This is a genomic window from Bradyrhizobium sp. WYCCWR 13022, assembly GCF_030435535.1.
Classification (GTDB): domain Bacteria; phylum Pseudomonadota; class Alphaproteobacteria; order Rhizobiales; family Xanthobacteraceae; genus Bradyrhizobium.
In genome coordinates this window covers 696,183-715,282 of record NZ_JAUIZJ010000002.1, presented here as the reverse complement: position 1 = coordinate 715,282, position 19,100 = coordinate 696,183, and the positions used below count along the sequence as shown (strand labels likewise).

Below are 19,100 nucleotides of genomic sequence, written 5' to 3'. Positions count from 1 at the left end.
AATATCTTTCTCAGCTTCGTGATAGAGATGCTGCATGAGCGAGATCACGACATCCGAAGGTGCCAATTCCCAGCTCGGCCAATGTCTCAAGGCTGCGCGCCAGGCGCGAGGCCTGACGCTCAAGCAGGTGGCGGAACGGACCGGCATGGCGCTCTCGACCCTGTCGAAGGTCGAGAACGGCCTGATGTCGCTGACCTACGACAAGCTGCTCCAGCTCACCTCCGGCCTGAAGATGGAGATCGCGGAGCTGTTCAATCCCGCGGTCGCAGCGCCCGCGCCGGGACGGCCGGTCACCGCGCGGCGGAGCATCAGCCGGGCCGGGCAGGGCCAGCTGATCAATACGAAGTTCTACACCTACACCTATCAATGCACCGATCTGATCGGCAAACGCATGGTGCCGATCGTGGCCGAGGTGCGCGCGCGGTCGCTCGACGAGTTCGGCCCGCTGCTGCGCCATGCCGGCGAGGAGTATTTTCTGGTGACGAGCGGACGCGTCGCCGTCCACACCGAGTTCTACGCGCCGGAGATCCTGGGCGAGGGTGACGGCATCTATCTCGACAGCACCATGGGCCACGCCTACCTCAACGCCGGCGAAGCAGCCTCCGCCAAGGGCGTCTGTCTCTGCACCAGCGAGGCACCCGATCTCTACGACCAGCTGCGCCAGATCGCATCGCGCGATGTGGCGCCGGTCGGGGATGACGAACTGCCGCCGTAGTGGTCCAGTGAGGTTTGAAACGAAAAACGCCCGGCTTTTGCCGGGCGTTCTTTATTGGGCTGTTTCGCTCTATTCGCCGCCGCCGAAACGGCGCGACCACCAGCCTGCGCGACGCGGAGCCGCCGGCGTTTCGACTGTCGCTTCCGGCGCGGGTTCAGGTGCAGGCGCGGGCGCAGCTACAGGCTCCGGCGCTGCTGCAGCAGCGGTTGACGGCTCGCTCGGGCTGCTCGACAGGAAGCTCACCTTCTCGCGAACGGTGGAGCGGCGCCGCGTGGCCTTGTCGTCGGCTGCGGGCTCGTCTTCCACGATGGCAGCCGGCGCGGCCTGGACCGGAGTTTCAACCGGTGCCTGGTGGAAATGGGGCTCGGGCTGGGAGGTCTGGGGCTCAACCGCGGCGATGTGCTCCGACTGCGCAATCGATGGCGCCGTCTCGTTGCCGGCGCTGTCGAAATCGGCCACCGCGTCGGTCGCTTCCGACGGCGGATTGCCGCCGAGTTCGTCGCCGATCGAGCCGGCGAGACCTTCTTCGTTGCCGCCGCGCCGGCGACGACCACCCCTGCGACCACGCCGGCGACGGCGTTCGCCGTTGCCCTGCTGCTCGCCGCGGGCGGCCTGTTCCTCGCCTTCCTCGCTGTCCTGCTCGGACTCGGAATCCTCTTCGCCTTCGCCGGCAATCATTGCAGGCTCGGGAAGCGTCGCGGGTGAATCCTCGCGCAACTCGCCCTCGCGCTGGCCGCCGCGACCGCGGCGGCGGCGGCGGCGCTTGCGGCGCTGACCGTCCTGCTCGGGAGAAGCATCGCCGGCAGCCTGCTCCTCGGCGAGACCTTCGGTCTCCTCGGTCTCGACCTCGGATTCAGTCTCCAGGTCAAAGCCGTCCTCGTCGTCATAGGCCTCTTCGGCCAGCGGCGGCGGGCTTGCGGCGGCCTGGGCTGCCAGCAGCGCCTTGGCGGCTTCGAGCGTATGGACCTGCTCGCCGCGGTCGATCACATAAGCCTGCGGTCCGCTGACGCTGGGGTCGGCGATCACGGACAGCGTGACCTTGAAGCCGTTTTCGAGGTCGCGCAGATGGCCGCGCTTGTGGTTGAGCACATACAGCGCGACGTCGGTGCGGGTGCGGACCACGAGATTGTGGGTCGCGCCCTTCATCAGGATCTCTTCGAGGCCGCGCAGCAATTGCAGCGCAACCGAGGACACCGAGCGGACATGGCCGGTGCCACCGCAATGCGGGCAGGGGTCGGTCGAGCTCTCGAGCACGCTGGCGCGGATGCGCTGGCGGGACATCTCGAGCAGGCCGAAATGCGAGATGCGGCCGACCTGGATGCGCGCGCGATCCTGCCTGAGGCAGTCGGACAGCTTGCGCTCGACCGCGCGGTTGTTGCGCTTCTCGTCCATGTCGATGAAGTCGATGACGATCAGGCCGGCGAGGTCGCGCAGGCGAAGCTGGCGGGCAACTTCTTCGGCCGCCTCCAGATTGGTCTTGAGTGCGGTGTCCTCGATATGGTGCTCGCGCGTCGACCGTCCGGAGTTGACGTCGATCGAGACCAGCGCTTCGGTCTGGTTGATCACGATGTAGCCGCCGGAGCGCAGCTGCACCGTCGGCGAGAACATTGCGTCGAGCTGACTCTCGACGCCCATGCGCGAGAACAGCGGCTGGCCGTCGCGATACTGTTTCACCGCACTGACATTGGCGGGCATCAACATCTTCATGAAGTCGCGTGCTTCGCGGTAGCCGGCGTCACCGGCAACCGAGATCTCGTCGATCTCCTTGTTGTAGAGGTCGCGCAGCGAGCGCTTGATCAGCGAGCCTTCCTCGTAGACGAGGGTCGGGGCCTGCGACTTCAGCGTCAGGTCGCGCACCGTCTCCCACATCCGGATCAGGTACTCGAAGTCGCGCTTGATCTCGGGCTTAGTACGGGCGGCGCCTGCCGTGCGCAGGATGATGCCCATGCCCTCGGGCACGTCGAGATCCTGCACCACTTCCTTCAGGCGCGAACGGTCCTGAGCCGAAGTGATCTTGCGGCTGATGCCGCCTCCGCGCGCGGTGTTCGGCATCAACACGGCATAGCGGCCGGCGAGCGACAGATAGGTCGTCAGCGCCGCGCCCTTGTTGCCGCGCTCTTCCTTCACCACCTGCACCAGCATCACCTGGCGGCGCTTGATGACTTCCTGGATCTTGTACTGGCGGCGCGGACGGAAGGTGCGCTCCGGCACTTCCTCGAGCACGTCGTCACCGCCGACGGATTCGACGACTTCCTCTTCGGCTTCCTCGCCGTCTTCCTCGTCCTCGTCGTCTTCACCAGCAGCTTCCGCAGCCTCGCCATCCGGCGCCTCGGCCGTTTCGCCGGCGGCGTAAACAGCATCAGCCGGCTCGGTGACGGCGGTTACGACTTCGGCAAAAACCTCGCCATGTGTTTCGGAGGTCGGGGCCTCCTGAAGTTCGGCAGCGGTCTCGGCCGCAACGACGGGCTCTGCGCCGATCGCCGCGACGGGCGCAGACGTCTCTTCGGCGTGATGTTCGTGGTCGTGATGATCGTGCGCGTGGTCGTGACCATGATCGTCATGATCGTGCGCATGCGCGTCATCATAAGTGTGCGGATGATCGTGGTGGCCGTGATCATCATGCTCGTGATCGTCGTGATCGTGGTGATCATGATGATCGTGGTCGTGATGGTCGCGGCCCTCGTGCTCGCCGTGATGCTCCGCATCGGCGTGCAGGTGCTCGCCTTCATGGGGCGCACCCTCGGGCAGGGGCTGACCCTCGACCGGCTGGGCCGCGGAATCTGCCCCGGCATCGAGACCCTCGACGATGTCGCTGCGAACGCGCTCGCCATGGCCGCGACGGCGGGCATTGCGGTGGCGCGAGCGGCGGCGGCCGTGGGAGCGGTTCTCGCTCTCTTCCTCGGCTTCGCGATGAGCCTGCTCCTCGGCCTCGATCAGTGCTTGCCGGTCGGCGACTGGGATCTGGTAGTAGTCTGGATGGATTTCGCTGAAGGCGAGGAAGCCGTGGCGGTTGCCGCCATATTCAACGAAGGCGGCCTGGAGCGAGGGTTCGACCCTGGTGACCTTGGCGAGGTAGATATTCCCGCGCAGTTGCTTGCGTTGCGCGGTCTCGAAGTCAAACTCTTCGACGCGATTGCCACGGACCACGACGACCCGGGTCTCCTCCGGGTGGGTGGCATCGATCAACATCTTGTTGGGCATGTCTTAACTCTTGGCGGCGGCGGGCGCGATCGACCGTGGGCGCAATCTGCGCTGCCGGGTGACGCGACGGTCCACCTGATTCGGGGGTGAGGGGAAGGCCGAAACGCCGTCTCTCGCGCCTTGCCGAACCGGAAGCTTCAGGACCGAAGCGGCGCGCGGGTTTTTCACTCCGCAGCGTCGCGAACGGTCCTTCAGAATTCGTCGGCACAGTCTGGCGCATCAAGCGTCGGCCCGTATGAAACATTGGGCGGCGGAGCCACCCCTAATCAGTTGCTGCTGGCCAGGCATGGCGCGTGCGCGCTCGCCCTGGATCAAGAACCGCCCCCTCAGGATTGAGAAGCCGGGTAACTGGTCGCGTCGCTGTCAAAACCGTCCCGGAAACAGTGTGGTAACCGGAAACCGTCCGCCACCGGGGCTTGCCCCGTTCCGCCTCGCCGCCGCGCACCGCGCTGGTCGTTGAGGGGAACAGAAAAACGCTGGAATTCCTGAACCTTGGGAACTCCGGCGCTGCACCGAGAGGCTGAATGCGACACAACCGGAAATCATTGGCCGTCAGCAATCCGTACATACGAGGAATGGGCCATCCGTGCAAGGGAGCGTCGCACGCCGGTCACAGTCGGAGAGTTTCGCGCTACCGTCATTAAGGATCGATTAACCCTGTGGTTCTATTGCGTTAAAGAGGCTGCTCGGAGGCACGGAATCGGTGGCGAGCCGCACAAATCAACGGGTTTTGCTGGGATTTGCGCTCCTTTGCGCCGCAGCATTGCCGTGCGCCGATTCGTCTCGTCTGAATGCGGCGGAGAGCACGCCGCAACCCTCTGTTGCGGCGGCGAATTTTCCGATTGCCTCGGCCGCGCGGCTCGCTGGTGACGGCAAGCAGACCCGCTTTATTCTCGACCTCGACCAGACCGTCAGCTTCCGCGCCACGACGCTCGCCGACCCCTATCGTGTCGTGGTCGACGTCCCCCAGATGAACTTTCAGCTGGCACCGGGTACCGGGGCCGGACGAGGACTGGTCAAGGCGTTCCGCTATGGGTTGGTGATGCCAGGCGGCTCCCGAATCGTGTTCGATCTGACGGGACCAGCCAAGATCACCAATTCCTACGTGCTCGAGGCGGCCAATGGCCAGCCGGCCCGGCTGGTGCTCGAGCTCGAGGAGGTCGACCGCGCGGCCTTCGTGCAGACGCCGGCGCCCGAAAATCGCTCCGAACTGCGGCCGACGATCGCCGCCGCGCCGCCGGCAACGATTCCCACAGCTCCGGAGCCCGCGCCGCAGAAGCCGGCCGCGCCGGCCGATGGACGACCGGTGGTCGTCATCGACCCCGGTCATGGCGGCATCGACAACGGCACCCAGTCGAGCGGCGAGAGCGAGAAGAACCTGGTGCTGGCCTTCGGTCTTGCGCTGCGCGACCGGCTGGAAAAATCAGGCAAATACCGCGTGGTAATGACCCGGGACGACGACACCTTCATTCCGCTCAACGACCGAAGCAAGATCGCCCGCAATCTGAACGCTGCGCTGTTCGTCTCGATCCATGCCGACGCGCTGCCGAAGGCCGAAGGCGATGCGCAGGGCGCCACCATTTACACGCTGTCGGACAAGGCCTCGGATGCCGAAGCCCAGCGCCTGGCGGATGCCGAAAACCGCGCGGACGCAATCGCCGGTTTCAACCTCGCCGAGGAGCCGACCGATGTCGCCGACATCCTGATCGATCTGACGCAGCGGGAAACGCGCACCTTTTCAAACCGCTTTGCCCATTTATTGATGGGTGAAATGAAGACGACCGTGCGGATGCACAAGCATCCCCTGAAGTCGGCCGGCTTCCGGGTGCTGAAGGCGCCCGACGTGCCCTCGGTGCTGGTCGAGATCGGCTACGTCTCCAACAAGGGGGACCTCGAGCACCTCGTGTCCGAGGGCTGGCGGTCCAAGGCCGTGGGCTCGATGGCCCAGGCGATCGACACATTCCTGGCCAAGCGGATGGCGACGGCAGGGGCCAGCAATTGACAAGGGTATGCCGGTTCCGCTGTTAAGCCCTAGTTTGGCCACAGCGGACGCCTTATAAAAACGATGCAGGGGGTTCCGGAATCGACGAGAATCCCGTTCGGCAAGCGTCTTTCGGTCCGGTGGCGGTGTAATCGAGTAGGCCGGTGAATTCGCGACGTGAGGATGGCGCCCGTTTGAGCCGCCTTGTTTGGGCGGTTGGTTGGGGGCCTTGGGCTGATCCTGGGATTGAACGGATAAACACATAATGCGCTTGCTTGTGCGGTTCATGGGCTTCCTGTTCGCTGCGGGAACGGTGGTGTTCCTTGTCGGTGTCGGTGCCGTGGCAGGCCTGATCTGGCATTTTTCCAAGGACTTGCCCGACTACTCTCAGCTTCAGGATTACGAGCCGCCGGTGATGACCCGTGTGCACGCGGTCGACGGCTCGCTGCTCGGCGAATACGCCAAGGAGCGGCGGCTTTACCTGCCGATCCAGGCGGTGCCGAAGCTCGTGATCAACGCGTTCCTCGCGGCCGAAGACAAGAATTTCTATGAGCATGGCGGCATCGACTACACCGGCATGGCGCGCGCGGGCCTGCTGTACCTGCAGAACTACGGCTCCAACCGCCGCCCGCAGGGTGCCTCGACCATCACCCAGCAGGTCGCCAAGAACTTCCTTCTGACCAACGAGGTTTCGTTTGCGCGCAAGATCAAGGAAGCCTTGCTCGCGATGCGAATCGAGAAGACCTATTCGAAGGACAAGATCCTCGAGCTGTACCTGAACGAGATCTATCTCGGCCTCGGCGCCTACGGTATCGCCGCCGCCTCGCTGGTCTATTTCGACAAGTCGGTGAACGAACTCACCGTGGCGGAAGCCGCCTACCTCGCGGCGCTACCGAAGATGCCGGCGACGCTGCATCCGGTCCGCAACCGCGATCGCGCCATCGAGCGTCGCAACTACGTGATCGACCGCCTCCAGGAGAACGGCTGGATCAAGCAGGCCGACGCCGACAAGGCCCGCAAGGAGCCGCTGGTCGTCACCAACCGCTCCAACGGCGCCCACACCTTCGCCGGCGAGTATTTCGCCGAGGAAGTCCGCCGCGACATCTTCGAACGCTATGGCGAGAAGAAGCTCTACGAGGGCGGCCTCTCGGTCCGCACCACGCTCGATCCGAAGATCCAGGTCATGGCGCGCAAGACCATGGTCGCCGGCCTCGTGAACTATGACGAACAGCAGGGCTATCGCGGCGCCATCAGCAAGCTCGACATTTCGGGCGATTGGGGCGTGAAGCTCGCCGAGATCAAGTCGCTCTCCGACATCTCGCCCTGGCGCATGGCGGTGGTGCTGGAGACCAGCGACCAGTCGGCGCGCATCGGCTTCCAGCCGAACCGCGAGCTCGGCGGTGCCGTCAGCAAGCAGCGCGAGACCGGCCTCGTCACGCTTGACGGCGTGCGCTGGGCGAGGGCGGCCCAGGGCAATCTGAAGGGCAAGACGCCCACGTCAGTCGCGCAGGTGCTCCAGCCCGGCGACGTGATCTATGCCGATCCGCTCTACAGCAAGGAAGGACAACCGGTCGAAGGTCAGTACCGTCTGCGCCAGATCCCCGAAGTGTCGGGCGCGATGGTGGTGATGGACCCATGGACCGGCCGCGTGCTCGCGATGGTCGGTGGCTTCTCGTTCGACCAGAGCCAGTTCAACCGCGCCACCCAGGCCTACCGGCAGCCGGGATCGTCGTTCAAGCCGATCGTCTACTCGGCGGCACTCGACAACGGCTACACGCCGTCGACCGTCGTGCTCGACGCGCCGATCGAAATCGATCAGGGCCAGGGCGCGGGCGTGTGGCGTCCTGAAAACTTCTCGGCGAACAAATATCAGGGACCGGTGACGCTGCGGAACGCGCTGCGGCAGTCGCTCAACACGGTGACGGTGCGCCTCGCGCAGGACATCGGCATGCCCCTGATCGGCGAATATGCGCGCCGCTTCGGCGTCTATGATGAGTTGCCGAACTATCTCTCCTACGCACTCGGCGCCGGCGAGACCACGGCGATGCGCATGGTCACGGCCTATTCGATGATCGCAAATGGCGGCCGCCGCGTGAAGCCGACCTTGATCGACCGCATCCAGGACCGCTACGGACACACCATCTTCAAGCACGACCAGCGCGAATGCCGCGGCTGCGATGCGCCCGGCGGCTGGAAGAACCAGCCTGAACCGCAGCTGATCGACCGCCGCGAGCAGGTGCTGGATTCCATGACCGCCTATCAGATCACAGAGCTGATGGAAGGTGTGGTCCAGGCCGGTACCGCGACCGTCGTGAGGGAAGTCGGCAAGCCGATCGCCGGCAAGACCGGCACGACCAACGAAGCGAAGGACGCCTGGTTCGTCGGCTTCTCGCCTGACATCGCGGTCGCCATCTACATGGGCTACGACAAGCCGCGTCCGCTGGGTAAGGGCAACGCCGCGACCGGCGGTCATCTGGCTGCCCCCATCGCCCGCGATTTCCTCAAGCTCGCGCTCGCCGACAAGCCCGCCGTTCCCTTCAAGGTGCCGGCCGGCATCAAGCTGATCCGCGTCGTCGCCAAGACCGGCATGCGCGCCGGCCCCGGCGAGACCGGTGGAACCATCCTCGAAGCCTTCAAGCCGGGCACGGCGCCGCCGGACAATTACTCGGTCATCGGTGTCGCCGACGCCGACGGACGCGGCGGCGTGCCGCCGCCGCCGACGCAGGCACCGGATTCAGGCTTCTTCATGCGGCCGGGCACCGGCGGGCTGTACTAGGCGAGCGGATAAGATAAGCGATCGCGGTTGCGCTTTGCGGCCGCCGCCGCTACATCCCCCATCTGAATTGTACGCGGGATTCCGCGAGATCCGAGAACGACATGCGCGCCGAAATCGAACGGTTGGTAGAAGAGATCAAGCAGTCAGTCGGGCTGCTGAGGAGGCATCTTTGACGTCGAGAAATCGACGGCGCGCCTCGCTGAGCTGAACAAGCTCGCAGAAGATCCCAACCTCTGGAACGATCCCCAGAAGGCCCAGAAGCTGATGCAGGAGCGAACCTCGCTGGAGGATTCGCTCTCGGGCATCGGCAAGGTCGAGCAGGAGCTCGAAGACGATATCGGCATGATCGAGCTCGGCGAGGCCGAGGGCGATGACGGCGTGGTCGCCGAGGCCGAAGCCGCGCTGAAGACCCTCAAGAAGGAAGTCGCTCGACGCGAGCTCGAGGCGCTGCTGTCGGGCGAAGCCGACCGCTTTGATTCCTATCTCGAAGTCCATGCCGGCGCCGGTGGCACCGAGAGCCAGGACTGGGCGCAGATGCTCTTGCGCATGTACACGCGCTGGGCCGAAACGCACGGCTTCAAGGTCGAATACCTCGAAGAGTCCGAGGGCGAAGAAGCCGGCATCAAGTCCGCGACCATCCAGGTCTCCGGTCACAATGCCTATGGCTGGCTGAAGACGGAAGCCGGCGTGCACCGGCTGGTGCGCATCTCGCCGTTCGATTCCAATGCACGGCGACACACCTCGTTTTCGAGCGTGCAGGTGTTCCCTGTCATCGACGACAGCATCAAGATCGACATCAAGGAATCCGACGTCCGTACCGACACCATGCGATCGGGCGGCGCCGGCGGCCAGCACGTCAACAAGACCGAATCCGCGGTGCGCCTGACGCACATTCCGACCGGCGTCGCGGTGGTGTGTCAGGCCGGCCGCTCCCAGCACAAGAATCGCGCGCAGGCCTGGGACATGCTGCGCGCGCGCCTCTACGAGATCGAGCTGAAGAAGCGCGAGGAGAAAGCCGCCGCCGATCAGGCCGCCAAGACCGATATCGGCTGGGGCCACCAGATCCGCTCCTACGTGCTGCAGCCGTATCAGATGGTGAAGGACCTGCGCACCGGTGTGCAGACCTCCGACACCTCGGGCGTGCTCAACGGCGAGCTCGACGACTTCATGGCCGCAACCCTGGCGCAGCGCGCCTTCGGCACCACCGCCGGCGACGTCGAGGACGTGGACTGATCATGAGCCGCGTCGCCTTCATCGGATTGGGGCGGATGGGTCACGGCATGGCCGGCCGCTATCTCGATGCCGGCTTTACCGTGACGCTGTGGAATCGCAGCAAATCAAAAGCGGAAGACCTGATTGCGCGCGGCGCGAAATGGGCAACCTCGCCCGAGGACGCCGCGATAGACGCTGACGCTGTCGTGACCATGGTCGCCGACGACGAAGCCTCGCGCGCGGTCTGGCTCGGGCCCAACGGGGCCGCCAAAACGGCGAAGGCGGGCACCATCGCGATCGAGTGCTCCACCGTTTCCTACGACCATGCGCGCGAGATGGGCCGCGAGCTCAATGCGCGTGGGCTCATCTACATCGATTGCCCCGTGACGGGATTGCCGGATGCGGCCGCCGCCGGAAAGCTGACGTTGCTCGCCGGCGCAGATAGCGCCGACCTCGAGCGCGCGCGGCCGTTCCTCGAACCGATCGGTTCGACCATCCGCCATTTCGGCGCGGTCGGCTCGGGCACGGTCTACAAGCTCATCAACAATCTCCTCGGCGCGATCCAGATCGCGGGTCTCGCCGAGGGGCTCGCGATTGCCGAGCAGGCGGGGCTCGATATGAAGCTGGTGCTGGAGTCGATCCAGGCCGGCGTTGCTGCGAGCCCGCAGGTGCAGCGCCATTCCAAGCGCATGGTCGCGCGCGATTTCAGTGGCGCAACCTTCACGGCCGCGCTCCGGCACAAGGATGCCGCCTACGCCGTGAAGCTCGCCGAGAGCCTGCTGGCGGACAAGCCGCTGGTCTCGCGCGCTGCGGTCGAGGCCTACGCGCAGGCCAAAGCCGCGATGCCCGACGACGATGAAGGCAAGATGATCGAGCTGGTGTCGCGGCCGAAGGGCGCGGTCTGACCGCGGCGCGAGCAATGCGCGGCCCGATCTCCGGGATGAGCCGCGCGTTTGATCAACATTATTGCTCGAACGTGCGAACGCCCTGTATGCCGGAATCCGTCCGGATCATGCGTCCCTTCTTCCCATCATCAGTCAAAAAGACGTCCCAGTGCGCTGTGCCGCCGGGTTGACCCTGGAGGGTGATCGTTCCCGTGCAGTCCTTGTCAATCGTGTACGTCCCGTTCAGAGTTTCGCGTTGAACGATCGCATGACGCAGGGAGGTCTGTTTGCCTGAAAACGTTCCTGACCCGTCAAAGTCAAACGCGCCGTAGTGATAGTTTGTGCCCTGGCCAGTAAATACATAGCGGCCCTGGAGTTTCTCGACTGAGCACGTCTGTGGTGCCCCGTGAGCCATTGGGGCGATCAGCAGAGAGCATGCAAACATCAGACTTGCGCCCATTGTGCCGCTTGTGAGACTCAATTTCATCGCATCGTCCTCTATCCGTTCCAGTTCTGGAACAACACGCCAGGATTGCGGCAGAAAGGAGAAGTCGCGCCGTTAAGGAGAGGTTACTGGTCGAGGGCGCTTGCTGCCCTCGGGTCAGACCTCGCTGATCGCGACGCTCGAAATGCGGCTGATGTCGTTCTGGATCCGGGTGGGTTTGGGGAGATCCGCGTCAGCGGCGTCTGTCGGGAATCGGGTGGTTACATCTGTCATGTTGCTCTAGGCGGCAGGTTCGGCCGCTGAGGTGAAACCTATGCCCCCGAACGATATCAGGATCGACGCACGAGACTGGTCGCTGCTCGCTGTGCTCTCGATCCTCTGGGGCGGCTCGTTCTTCTTCAACGGCGCCGCGCTCCGCGAGTTGCCACCGCTGACGCTGGTGTTCCTGCGCGTCGCGCTCGGTGCGGCCATTCTGCTGCCGCTGCTGGGCCGGCAGGGGATCAGCTTTCCGAGAGGCGTGGCGGGCTGGAAGCCGTTTTTCGTGATCGGACTGCTCAACAACGTCGTTCCGTTTTCGCTGATTGTCGCCGGCCAGACGTTCGTTCCAAGCGGGCTGGCCTCGATCCTGAATGCGACCACGCCGCTGTTCACGGTGATGGTGATGGCTATGGCGGGCGAAGAGGCGTTGCAGGCACGGCGGGTGGCCGGCGTGGCGCTGGGCCTTGCCGGGGTGATCATCCTGCGCGGGTGGGGGACTGAGGCGCGTACGGGGCAGGGGCTCGGCATTTTGCTCTGTCTCGGCGGCGCGCTGAGCTATGGCTTCGCCGCGCTTGCCGCCCGGCGATTGCTGAAGGACTCAGCCCCCTTGGGTACGGCGACGTTTCAACTGATGGCATCGACGGCGATGATGGCAATCGTTGCCGGCGCGGTGGAGCAGCCGTGGCATCTGGCGATGCCGGGCGTGGCGACCTGGCTCGCTGTGCTTGGCCTTGCGGCACTCTCGACGGCGCTCGCCTACATCGTCTTTTTTCAGATCATACGACGCTCCGGCGCAACGAATGTCATGCTGGTGACGCTGCTCATCCCCGTGACGGCTATCCTTCTTGGATGGCTGGTGCTGGGCGAGCCGATCTCCGCGCGTGAGATCGCCGGTGCGATCGTCATCGCCAGCGCGTTGATCGTGATCGACGGACGAGTGCTGAGAATGTTGCAGCGCGTCGGATAAGTTCCCAAGCTGCAGTTTCATTGCGCGGAAAATCCTGCCGCTTGCCAGTCACTCTCCGCCTTGCGACACTCCCCACAAAACAAGACTACAAAATTGGGGAGATAACGATGCCGGGTCGTCGCAAAAACCTTGCTGCCTTCGCCATGCTCGCTGCCGGCGTGCTCGTCATGACACCGGCCCTGGCGCAGAAGAAATACGATCCCGGCGCGAGCGATACCGAAATCAAGATCGGCAACATCATGCCCTATAGCGGACCTGCGTCGTCCTATGGCGTGATCGGCAAGACCGAGGCCGCGTTCTTCAAGATGATCAATGATCAAGGCGGCATCAACGGCCGCAAGATCAACTTCATCAGCTATGACGATGCCTATTCGCCGCCGAAGGCGATCGAGCAGGCGCGCAAGCTGGTCGAGAGCGACGAGGTGCTGCTGATCTTCCAGGCGCTCGGCACGCCCTCGAACTCCGCGATCATGAAATACATGAACGCCAAGAAAGTGCCGCAGCTCTTCGTCGCCTCGGGCGGCACCAAGTTCGGCGACCCCAAGAACTTTCCGTGGACCATGGGTTTTCAGCCGAACTACCAGAGCGAGGGGCGAATCTACGCAAAATACATCCGCGACAATTTTCCGAACGGCAAGATCGCGGTGTTCTGGCAGAACGATGACGCCGGCAAGGACCAGTTCAAGGGCCTGAAGGACGGGCTCGGCGACAAGGCCAGCATGATCATCGCCGACAAATCCTATGAGGTCAGCGATCCCTCGATCGACTCGCAGATCGTCGCGCTGCACGATTCCGGGGCCGACATCTTCTTCTCATGGGCCGCGCCCAAGGGCTCGGCGCAGGCGATCCGTAAAGTGGGCGAACTCGGCTGGAAGCCGAAGTTCTTTCTGGCCAACACTGCGACGTCGATTGCCTCGGTGCTCAAGCCAGCAGGGCTCGAATACTCCAAGGATATCATCTCGACCGCCTACCTGAAGGACCCGACCGATCCGACCTGGGACAAGGATCCGGCCGTGATCGCGTGGCGCGCCTTCATGGACAAGTATTACCCTGACGGCGACAAGGCCAATGCCAACAATCTCTATGGCTATGTGCAGGCCGAGGCGATGGCGCAGGTGCTGAAGCAATGCGGCGACAATCTTACGCGCGACAACGTCATGAAGCAGGCCGCCAGCCTGAAGAATTTCCACACCGAACTGATGCTGCCTGGCGTCATGGTCAACACTTCGCCGGATGATTATTTCCCGATCGAGCAGATGCAGCTGATGCGTTTCAACGGGCAGGCCTGGGAGCTGTTCGGCGATGTCATCACCGGCGAGGTCGGCCACGAACACAGCCAATGATCAGCGCTGGCCGGCGTTGGTTCTCAGAACCATGCCGCCGGCTACACCGACGCCGAGCACGTAGATCCAGCCCTCGTGGAAATCGGTGAGATGCGAATTCACGAGCGAACTCGTGATGTTCTGCACGACGACGACGAGGCCGATCCAGGCGGCAAGACTGTTGCCGGTGAACAGGCGAAGGTGTGCGAACCACATAGCATAGAGGAGAATGACGCCCAATAGCCCCCATTGCACCGCGACATGCAGGGTCTGGTTATGGGGATTGCTCACGATCTCGGCGTCGAGGCTGGTTTCGCCTGAGGCTGCGCGCTCGAACTGGCGCTTGATCGATCCCGTGCCGTGGCCGAATAACGGTGCTTCGGCAAAGGCTCTGGCTGCCTTGCGCCAATAGGTCAGGCGCTGCGCAGTCGAGGCGCGGCTGATGTCCTCGCGTCCGTGCTGATATTCCACGGCGATGTCGGTGACGCGATGGCGCAGATAGGGCGACGCCGTCCAGGCCAGAGCGCTCGCGGCCGCCGCACTCGCGAACAGCAGCAGGGCTGCGCGCCGGCTCAGGTACCGCCACGCAAACAGCAACAGCAGCACGGCAATGCAGAGCAGCGCGGTGCGGGCGGAGGCGACGAAGACCATGTTGGTCACGAACAGAGCGATCAGCGCGAGGCATGCGGCCGTGGCGATCAGGCTGCCGCCGCGCCAGAACCACAGCGCCGGCAGAGCGAGCGCGAAGACGCACAGCGTGAACTCCTGGCTCTGGTCGATGTAGTTCTTGACGGGAACACCCGATGACGCGGTTGCGGTCAGCTTCAGGGCGGGATCGAGCAGCACGATCCAGGCGTACACCGCCAGCAGCGCGCAGGAGACGAGAAAGGCCGCGCAAACATGGAAGCCGCGCTCCGACCGGTTGAAATGATAGAGCAGCGGCGGAATCAGCACGAGCTTGGCGACCGGCTTGACCGCGTGCAGCCGGTCGACCCAGACCCCATCGGACCACAGGACACCCAGAAGCGCGAGCAGCAGGATGACGAAGGGCAGGGCGTAAGCAGGCTGCACGAGGCGGCGCGCATAGTCCCGCCAGTCGATGGTCGGCGTCACCGCGAGCAGCCAGAGGCCAACGAAGATCGAGGGCGCGGTGGTTGACCATGGTAGTGACGCCGCGATCGACATGGCGAGCACGTCGGCGGCCTTGAACAGTGCCGCCGAGCGTTGCCGGGCCGGTGCGGTGACGGCTCCCGCGCACGCCGCGGTGTCGGCTGTCATGCTCACCGAGCCTACTGCGCCGCGACCAGTCGTTCCGGCGGCAGATAATGCCCCATGAAGTCGCGGGCCTGGGTCTGGTAGCCGAAGCGCTCCGCAAGCTCGGAGCGGCGCGCCCGGATCTTGCTGCGAGCTTCCTCCTGTCGCGCCAGCACCCTGGTGACGGAGGCGACGATCGACTCAGGTGAGAACGGATCGAAATAATCGGCCAGTTCGCCCGCGACCTCACGAAACACGGCGATGTCGGAGCACAGCACCGGCGTATTGGCCGCGAGCGCCTCGATGATCGGGATGCCGAAACCCTCGGCCAGGCTCGGCATGATCAGCCCGTGTGCCTCCGCGATCAGCGCGGCCTTCTCCTGCTCGTCGACATAGCCGGCGAAACGGACATTCTTCGGAAGATTGCTCATCCGGCTGATTTGGCCGGCGTAGCCGATCACCACGAGATCGGCCTGCGGGATGTTGCGAAAGGCGCGAAGGACCGTGGCGACGTTCTTGCGCGGCTCGTTCGACACGATGATGACGAAGTTCGGCCGCCCCGGACGCCCCGACGGGGCTGGGAGGTGCAGGACATCCGGGGCGTCGAACCGGGTGCGGGGATACACGACCCGCGCCGGTAGGTGAGCAAATTGCGGCAACAGTTCCCTGAACCGCATCATGCTGTAGTTTGAAACGAAGGCGAGTTCGTCGGCCTGACGCAGGCTGGTGCGGATTCGCGCCAGGAACTGCCGCGTAGCGATGTCGCTGAGCTTGAGGTCGGTGAGCGGCAACAAATCGTGGATCACGCAGATGACCTTGGTGTCCGGCCTGCGCTTGATCGCCACCCGTGTCGGTGTATCCACGACGATGACGTCGTAGTCGCGCGCGTCGATCCGTGGCGGCGGCAGCAGGAAGAAGGCCGAGGAGTCCTGATAGTTGAAAAATCCGGGCTCGAGCTGAAAGTCGCGGAACAGTTCGAGATGGCTCAGATCCGGCGGAATGTATTCGAGCGCGGCGGTCCTGTTCTCGATCAGCCGCGCGTGCAGGCTACGCAGGCCGATCGCGCCGAGGAGGCAGAGAAAATTGTCGCGCGACAACAACATGCCGACCCTGTGGCGCAGCCAGTCGAACTTGCGCCGCGTGCCGCTGAGCGTCACCGGTCCGCTCACGTTGACTTCGTCCAGAAAGCGATAAAGCGCGAGCAGCTCGATGTTGCGCGACTGCGCCGGAAACAGCTTCGTGCGGCGCTCGCGCCGGCACAGCTTGCGGTAACGCTTCGAGGTCTCCACCAGCAATGTGAGTTCGTGGCCCTCAGAGGCGAGCGAGCGCGTCAATTCCCGGGTGAAGTGGAAGATGCCGCGCTTGTGGTTGGGTTGTCCGAGCGACTCGGACACGACGAGGATACTCTGCTTCATGCGCTGATCTCGCGGAGCTCGAAAGGAGGAGCCGACGGTTGCTCGACCGTGACGGTCGAGGCGATGCGGCCGTGATCCAGATTGATGATGCTGGTGCAGGTGCGGCGCAGCAGCGGCAGGTCGTGCGAGGCGATGATAACGATGGCGGCCTGCGAGACCAGGTTCTGCAGGCGCCCCTCGGCCTTCTCGGCAAAATGCTCGTCGACCACGCTCAGCCATTCGTCGAGCAGGAGGATGTCGGCCGGAAAGGCGGTCGCGGTCGCGAACAGCACGCGCATCAGCATGCCCGAGGAGAACATCCGCAGCGGCAGCCGCTGCATGCGCTCCTCGAGTTCGGTAAAGGCCCAGATCTCGTCGATCACGGCGCGCGTCGGCTTGCGGCCGCTGATCCGCAGCAAGAGGGCAATGTTGTCCTCGGCGATGAAGTCGAGGTTCACTCCGGCATTGAGGCCGAGCAGGGGCACGACATTTCCGCGGATCGCCACGTGGCCGCTGCTTGGCGGATAGACGCCTGCGATCAACCGCAGCAGCGTCGACTTGCCGGATCCGTTGGGGCCTGCAAGCCCGATGCGCGCGCCGGCCTCGGCCTCGAAGGTGATGTCGTCGACGGCGCGGATGATCCGCATCTCACCCTTTTCGCGGATGAGATGGCCGAGCAGCCTCCGCTTGAGTGAAAAGTCGTAGGCGCCGTAGAGGGGATAGTCGAGGCAGACATTGCGCAAGCTGATCTCGGCCATCGGTCAGATCCAGAAGGCGGCTTTGCGCAAATGCACCAGTGTCAGCACGCTCGCACAGAGCAGCAGCGCCAGCGTCACCAGGACATAGATGATGCTGGTCGCATCGACATGGCCGCCGACGAGCGGCTCGCGCCACACCGCGAACAGATGCGTCAACGGATTGAGCCGCATTACGGTCGAGCGGTGATTGATGATGTCCGAAGACCAGATCACGGGCGAGGCGAGGAAGGCGAGCATCAGCGTGGATTCGATGATCGGCTTGAGGTCGCGATAACGCGTCGCCAGCGCGCCGAGGACGAGGCTGAGGGCGAAGGTGCAGATCACGAACAGCGACAGGCCGGGCAGCGCCGCGAGCCCACCGGAGAGATGATGCGGCGTAAGCAGCAGCCAGAGCGCGAGCGGGACGCAGGCATTGTGCAGGGCGAACAGCCCCTGGCGGAACGTGCATTGGAGCAGGAAGATCACCGGCGGCAGGGCACGGTCGCGGATCAGGCTCGCAGAGTTCTGCAGCGCGGTGGTCGCATCGAGCACGACGCTGTTGAGGAAGGTCCATGCGGTCATCGAGAGGGCCAGCATGGGCAGGCGTGCCAGAATGTCGGCATTCGACATCTGCCCGATCACCGAACCGAGCACTGCAACCACGATCGCCATCTGGAGCGACATCCAGAATGGACCCAGCAGCGAGCGCACGTAGCGATGACGCATGTCGGACCAGGCCAGCGCTGCGGCGATCCGGATGCTGTCGAACCAGCCTTTCTGCTTCTCATGATCGTCCGCCGGCACGGGCTTGTCGCATGGAGCCGCGACGGCGGCGCGGTAGACGGATTCCATGCCGTCCTTGAAGGCTGCGGCGGAATAGCGGCTCACGGCGCGGGTCCGGGCTGAAAGCCCCATGCGGCGCCGCCGCTCGGGATCGCTTACCAGGGTGTCGATGGCCCCGCCGAGCGCTTCGGCGTCGCCGGGCGGCACGGTGATCGCTTCCATGCCGTGACGGGCGACGCGCGGCACCGCCGTGTCGAGCGCGGTGTTCACCACGGGACGGCCGGCGGCCATGGCTTCCAGCTGGACGAGGCCGAAGGTCTCGGCGTTGGTGACCGATGGCATCACGAAGACGTCGGCGAGGCACATCAGCTTGATGCGCTCGCAATCATTGACGGAGCCGAGCAGGCGGACGCGATCACCGAGGCCAAGCTCGCTGATCAGTTGCTCGAGCCTGGCGCGCTCGGCGCCTTCGCCGATGATCCAGACCTCGAAGTTGCGGTTGATGGCCGCGCGGATCAGCACGTCGAACCCCTTGTAGGGCACGAGCCGACCGCAGGCGAGCACGAGGCGGCCGCGGTCGTTGACGTGGTGTGGCTCGATCTTCGGCCAGTCGTAGACATCGGTGTCGATGCCGAACGGCACGACTTGGCATTTGTCGGCGACTTCCCGCAGCAAGGGCGTCTCGTCCACCAGCACCCGGTCGGACACGATGATCGCCTTGGCCAGGCGCAGCGTCCGCCGCATCAGGGGCTGGATCAACCAGCGCAGGCCCGCATGGGTGACGATGTCGGCGTGCCAGTGCACGACCAGCGGCCGCTTGCGGCCGAAGCCGAAGGCAAAGACGAGATCGGCGAGCGGGAAGGGCGCATGCAGCGCCAGCAGATCGTGCTCGGCTATCTTCTGCCACAGCCGCCAGGGATAGGTGGGCGCGGCCGGCAGCGACAGCACGTTGCCGAACGAGCGGACGCGCTCGACCGGCACGTCGTTGACGACGATCTGGCGCTTCTCGACCGACTGCGAGCAGACCAACACGGCGGAGGCGAAGGCGTCCTGCAGGCTGGCGCAGATGTCCCGGATCACCGTCAGCGTGCCGCCGAACAGGTCGGGATAGTAGATCTTGAAGATGTGCAGCACCGACGGACGGCGCGGGAGTTCGCTGGTGTTTTGCATG

At 64.5% G+C, this 19,100-nt stretch carries 13 protein-coding genes; 7 read left to right on the top strand and 6 right to left on the bottom strand.

Going from position 1 to position 19,100, the window contains the following annotated elements; all coding sequences use genetic code 11:
* The first annotated feature begins 34 nt into the window (after window positions 1–34).
* The gene (locus QY049_RS04500) at window positions 35–715 is read left to right on the top strand and encodes a helix-turn-helix domain-containing protein (RefSeq protein ID WP_194476121.1); all 681 of its coding nucleotides are present in this window, start codon (window positions 35–37) and stop codon (window positions 713–715) included.
* Between the two features lie 69 nt (window positions 716–784).
* On the opposite strand, the gene QY049_RS04495 is transcribed toward QY049_RS04500, so the two are convergent.
* On the bottom strand, window positions 785–3,916 hold the full coding sequence (locus QY049_RS04495; protein ID WP_301269064.1) for a ribonuclease E/G: 3,132 nt from the start codon (window positions 3,914–3,916) through the stop codon (window positions 785–787).
* A 703-nt stretch (window positions 3,917–4,619) separates the two neighbouring features.
* On the opposite strand from QY049_RS04495, the gene QY049_RS04490 reads away from it, so the two are divergent.
* The 4 genes from QY049_RS04490 (at window position 4,620) to QY049_RS04475 (ending at window position 10,790) form a co-directional block, all read left to right on the top strand.
* Window positions 4,620–5,918, top strand: a complete 1,299-nt coding sequence (locus tag QY049_RS04490; RefSeq protein WP_194476119.1) for an N-acetylmuramoyl-L-alanine amidase — start codon at window positions 4,620–4,622, stop codon at window positions 5,916–5,918.
* Window positions 5,919–6,162: 244 nt separating this feature from the next.
* Window positions 6,163–8,673 (top strand): penicillin-binding protein 1A, encoded by a 2,511-nt coding sequence (locus tag QY049_RS04485; protein ID WP_258761778.1) that lies wholly within the window; start codon window positions 6,163–6,165, stop codon window positions 8,671–8,673.
* Window positions 8,674–8,774: 101 nt separating this feature from the next.
* Window positions 8,775–9,906 (top strand): peptide chain release factor 2 gene (gene prfB / locus QY049_RS04480; protein ID WP_194476117.1). Its coding sequence is split into 2 segments (ribosomal slippage): window positions 8,775–8,843 and window positions 8,845–9,906, totalling 1,131 coding nucleotides; the frame shifts between segments, so codons are not numbered across the junction.
* A 2-nt stretch (window positions 9,907–9,908) separates the two neighbouring features.
* A complete protein-coding gene (locus tag QY049_RS04475; protein WP_301269063.1) occupies window positions 9,909–10,790 on the top strand; it encodes an NAD(P)-dependent oxidoreductase in 882 nt (293 codons plus the stop codon).
* A gap of 58 nt (window positions 10,791–10,848) precedes the next feature.
* On the opposite strand, the gene QY049_RS04470 is transcribed toward QY049_RS04475, so the two are convergent.
* The gene (locus QY049_RS04470) at window positions 10,849–11,256 is read right to left on the bottom strand and encodes a hypothetical protein (RefSeq protein ID WP_301269062.1); all 408 of its coding nucleotides are present in this window, start codon (window positions 11,254–11,256) and stop codon (window positions 10,849–10,851) included.
* Window positions 11,257–11,527: 271 nt separating this feature from the next.
* Here QY049_RS04470 and QY049_RS04465 point away from each other — a divergent pair, with 271 nt between their 5' ends.
* Together QY049_RS04465 and QY049_RS04460 are read left to right on the top strand one after the other, a co-directional pair.
* Window positions 11,528–12,439 carry a DMT family transporter gene (locus QY049_RS04465; protein WP_301269061.1) on the top strand — a complete coding sequence of 304 codons (912 nt, stop codon included), beginning with the start codon at window positions 11,528–11,530 and terminating at the stop codon, window positions 12,437–12,439.
* A 107-nt stretch (window positions 12,440–12,546) separates the two neighbouring features.
* The gene (locus tag QY049_RS04460; RefSeq protein ID WP_301269060.1) at window positions 12,547–13,782 is read left to right on the top strand and encodes an ABC transporter substrate-binding protein; all 1,236 of its coding nucleotides are present in this window, start codon (window positions 12,547–12,549) and stop codon (window positions 13,780–13,782) included.
* Here QY049_RS04460 and QY049_RS04455 read toward each other — a convergent pair whose 3' ends face one another.
* The 4 genes from QY049_RS04455 to QY049_RS04440 are packed head-to-tail and all read right to left on the bottom strand — an operon-like array spanning window position 13,783 to window position 19,099.
* On the bottom strand, window positions 13,783–15,039 hold the full coding sequence (locus QY049_RS04455; RefSeq protein WP_301269059.1) for an O-antigen ligase: 1,257 nt from the start codon (window positions 15,037–15,039) through the stop codon (window positions 13,783–13,785). It lies immediately after the preceding gene.
* Window positions 15,040–15,050: 11 nt separating this feature from the next.
* Window positions 15,051–16,430, bottom strand: coding sequence for a glycosyltransferase family 1 protein (locus tag QY049_RS04450; RefSeq protein WP_301269058.1), 1,380 nt, complete (start codon window positions 16,428–16,430; stop codon window positions 15,051–15,053).
* On the bottom strand, window positions 16,427–17,167 hold the full coding sequence (locus QY049_RS04445) for an ABC transporter ATP-binding protein (RefSeq protein WP_258761772.1): 741 nt from the start codon (window positions 17,165–17,167) through the stop codon (window positions 16,427–16,429). Before QY049_RS04445 ends, QY049_RS04450 begins: the two co-directional genes overlap by 4 nt.
* 3 nt (window positions 17,168–17,170) lie before the next feature.
* Window positions 17,171–19,099: a glycosyltransferase gene (locus QY049_RS04440; protein WP_301269057.1), complete on the bottom strand. Its 1,929-nt coding sequence runs from the start codon at window positions 19,097–19,099 to the stop codon at window positions 17,171–17,173.
* Window position 19,100: the final 1 nt, after the last annotated feature.